At 50.9% G+C, this 2,911-nt stretch carries 2 protein-coding genes and 1 pseudogene; all 3 read left to right on the top strand.

The features are described 5' to 3' along the window. Positions 1 to 103, top strand: a pseudogene (locus tag ACFW2W_RS25915) (IS1 family transposase); the annotation flags it as partial. Beyond that, positions 96 to 2,393, top strand: a complete 2,298-nt coding sequence (locus ACFW2W_RS25910) for an ATP-binding protein (protein ID WP_378184693.1) — start codon at positions 96 to 98, stop codon at positions 2,391 to 2,393. The pseudogene ACFW2W_RS25915 and the gene ACFW2W_RS25910, both read left to right, overlap by 8 nt. A gap of 114 nt (positions 2,394 to 2,507) precedes the next feature. After that, positions 2,508 to 2,789 carry a DUF4242 domain-containing protein gene (locus ACFW2W_RS25905; RefSeq protein ID WP_378184691.1) on the top strand — a complete coding sequence of 94 codons (282 nt, stop codon included), beginning with the start codon at positions 2,508 to 2,510 and terminating at the stop codon, positions 2,787 to 2,789. Positions 2,790 to 2,911: the final 122 nt, after the last annotated feature.

The raw sequence follows: 2,911 nt of genomic DNA, 5'->3' as shown, positions 1-2,911 counted from the left end.
TCGAAAAACGTTGTGTTACTCGAAGTCAGAAGAAATGCTGAAACACTCTATTAGATTGCTACTTCACTACTTGAAACACCAATCGATACCAGCATTTGCGTAATTCATACTTCATTCAGCAACGCCCTATTTCAGAAATCCTCTTACTGGTTGGTGAATCGGGAATTGGGAAGACGCGCCTGCTGGAAGAACTTGCCGCCGAAGTCAAAGCGAGCAATGGTCGCGTACTCTGGGGACGCGGGTTTGAGGCGGAAATGCTGCGACCTTATGGAGTTTGGATTGATGCACTGCGGGCGATAGCGAAGCGCCGACCTTGTCGGTTCGCTCGTGATTCAGGATCGCAATTGCCAGCAGAACTGAGTTCCCTGTTTCCAGAAATGGAGGGAAGAAGAGAAACTCCGGGCGATAGCGAAGCGCCGACCTTGTCGGTTCGCTCTGAGCTATTCGATGCAGTGGTTAACCTGCTCTCCCAACTTTCGAGCAATGGCAAACGAACTGTCATTATCCTAGATGATATTCAGTGGCTGGAAGAGGCATCTACGGCACTTCTGCATTATGCAATCCGCCTGCTGGGTCATTCATCCGTTCGGTTTGCCTGTGCGGCTCGTCAACGCGAATTATCAGATAATCTGCCTGTGTGCAAGCTGGTGCAAGCGCTGCGGCGGGAACAGCGGGTGCAAACCATTACACTGCCACTGCTGAATCAAGCGCAAGTGGTTCAGCTGACTCGCTCGATTAATACCGATGTTGATGGAAATCGAGTCTTTGTGGATAGTGGCGGGAATCCCCTATTCGCTCTAGAAGTGGCTCGTGCCCTAGCCAATCATGACACAGCTTATTCTGATAATCTGGAAGCCTTGATTCAAGACCGATTGCGGCAACTTGATGAACCGGCGCGGGAACTTTTACCTTGGGCAGCGGCATTGGGGCGAAGTTTCAGTCCGACAATCGTGGCACGGGTTGCCGACTATCCCCTCTCTAAATTACTTTTAGCGGTGGAAGAACTGGAGCGGCAGGGGATTATCCATCCAGGAACTTTATTAAATAACGAAACTGGCTATGACTTTGCTCATGATGTTGTGCGTAAAGTCGCTTATCACCAGTTGTCAGAACCCCGTCGCAAATTGGTGCATTTGCAAATTGCCCAGGCTTTGAATCGTCTCTCGGTTCCTGACAACGCCCTAGCCAGCGATGTCGCGCATCATGCATCCTTGGGCGGTCTTGATTCCTTAGCAGCTTCAGCTTTCCAGGCAGCCGCCGAACGTTGCTTGCGCCAATTCGCCTACTCAGAAGCATCGGAACTGGCTCAACGGGGAATTCAGCATTGCCAGAACCTTGAGAAGACTTTACGGGTTCGACTTCACATCGGACTGCTAAAAGTCTACGTTCTGGCAGGAGTCACCAGAAATCAAATCCCCCAACTCGAAAACAACCTGCATCAATTGATTGCCGAAGCCAGCGCCCTTGGTTTAAAGGATGAAGAAGCGATCGCGCTAGAAGCTTTGATCGTGCTGAACTACGAGCGAGGTAATCTCATGGGTGTTCGCGAACACTCCCTCCAAGCAGTGGAACGAGGACGATTGGCAAGTCCGGCAACCACCGCCCGAATGCTGGCTCACAGCGGTTGGTGCCTCGCCGAAACCGAACGCGAGATGCCGCGTGCTGAGGCGCTTTTGCTAGAAGCACAGCCGCTTGCAGCGAGAGTTGGACTGGAAATTATCGATATTCCCTGTGGTCTGGGATGCGTGCGCCGTCATGCATCTGACTTCCCGGCGGCACGTTCTCTTTTGGAACAAGCATGGCGAATGGCGCAAGCGGAACAGGATCGCTGGCGAGAGTGTGCTTGTTTGACTTATCTGGCAATGACCGAGTTGGAAGCTGGCAATCCGACTATGGCGATCGCTTATTGTCAGGAACTAGCAGCAGTTGCCACCAAAATCAGTGGTGAAGGCAGCGAAGGGCCTTTCGCCGTTGCACTGAGTTCTCTCGCCCACTATGTTATCGGAGAAATCAGTGCTGAAGAAGCCCTTGAGCAAGCATTATCCACCCTGCGCCGGATCGATGCGAACCGAATGCTAGCTTATACCCTGACTTTTGCGGCTGGGAGCGATTTAGAAAGAGGTCGGATTGAATTAGCGATCGCCCGCGCTCAAGAAGCACTCCATGCCGCGCAAATTGTGGATCATCCCAGTGAAATTGCCCTAGCTTGGGCTGCACTGATTCGGGGGAAACTGACTTTGGGCGAACATAAGCGTGCAGCAGAGCTATTTCAAAGCTTACAGCACCAAATTGACCCTCGCGTATTGAGTGTCCGTGCCCGCACTGCTATCGATCGCTTACCTCAGTATTTTAGGACTTACGCACTGAAACCTTCAAACCTTGATCCCCCCTAGCCCCCCTTAAAAAGGGGGGAACCGGAAAAGTCCCCCAATTTATCGGGGGATGCAAGGGGGATCTCTGCGTAAGTCCTAAGAAAGTTAAATTGCTCAATCAATCAGGAGGAAAATATGGTTCGTGTCCTCGTAGAAAAGATATTTGAGCCACCGATCACCGAAGAGAAGTGGAACCACGATCTTGAGATCGGGATACCCTGTCACAGGGCACACAATGTTCATTGGATTCGCTCAATGATGGCACGCGATCGCACTAAAGTAGTTTGCGAATTTGAGGCACCTGATGCTGAGACTGTGCGGAAGTCCTTTCGCAAAGCTGGCTTACCCTTCGCCCGGATCTGGACAGTTGATATTTTGGAACCGGCTGTTATATCAACTCCGTCTAATTGCCCCTAACGGGACTTAAACAATGAATTAAAACCAAATGAGTTATGATCCATGCCAGATAAGAAGTTCACGTTGAAAAATACCCATGAAGGAAACTACACCCGACGCAATGCCTCCATGCTTTGAGAAAT

Origin of the sequence: Coleofasciculus sp. H7-2 (assembly GCF_042747725.1) — a bacterium.
Classification (GTDB): Bacteria; Cyanobacteriota; Cyanobacteriia; order Cyanobacteriales; family FACHB-T130; genus FACHB-T130.
The sequence above is the reverse complement of the archived record's forward strand: the minus strand, read 5'-3'. Positions and strand labels throughout refer to the sequence as shown.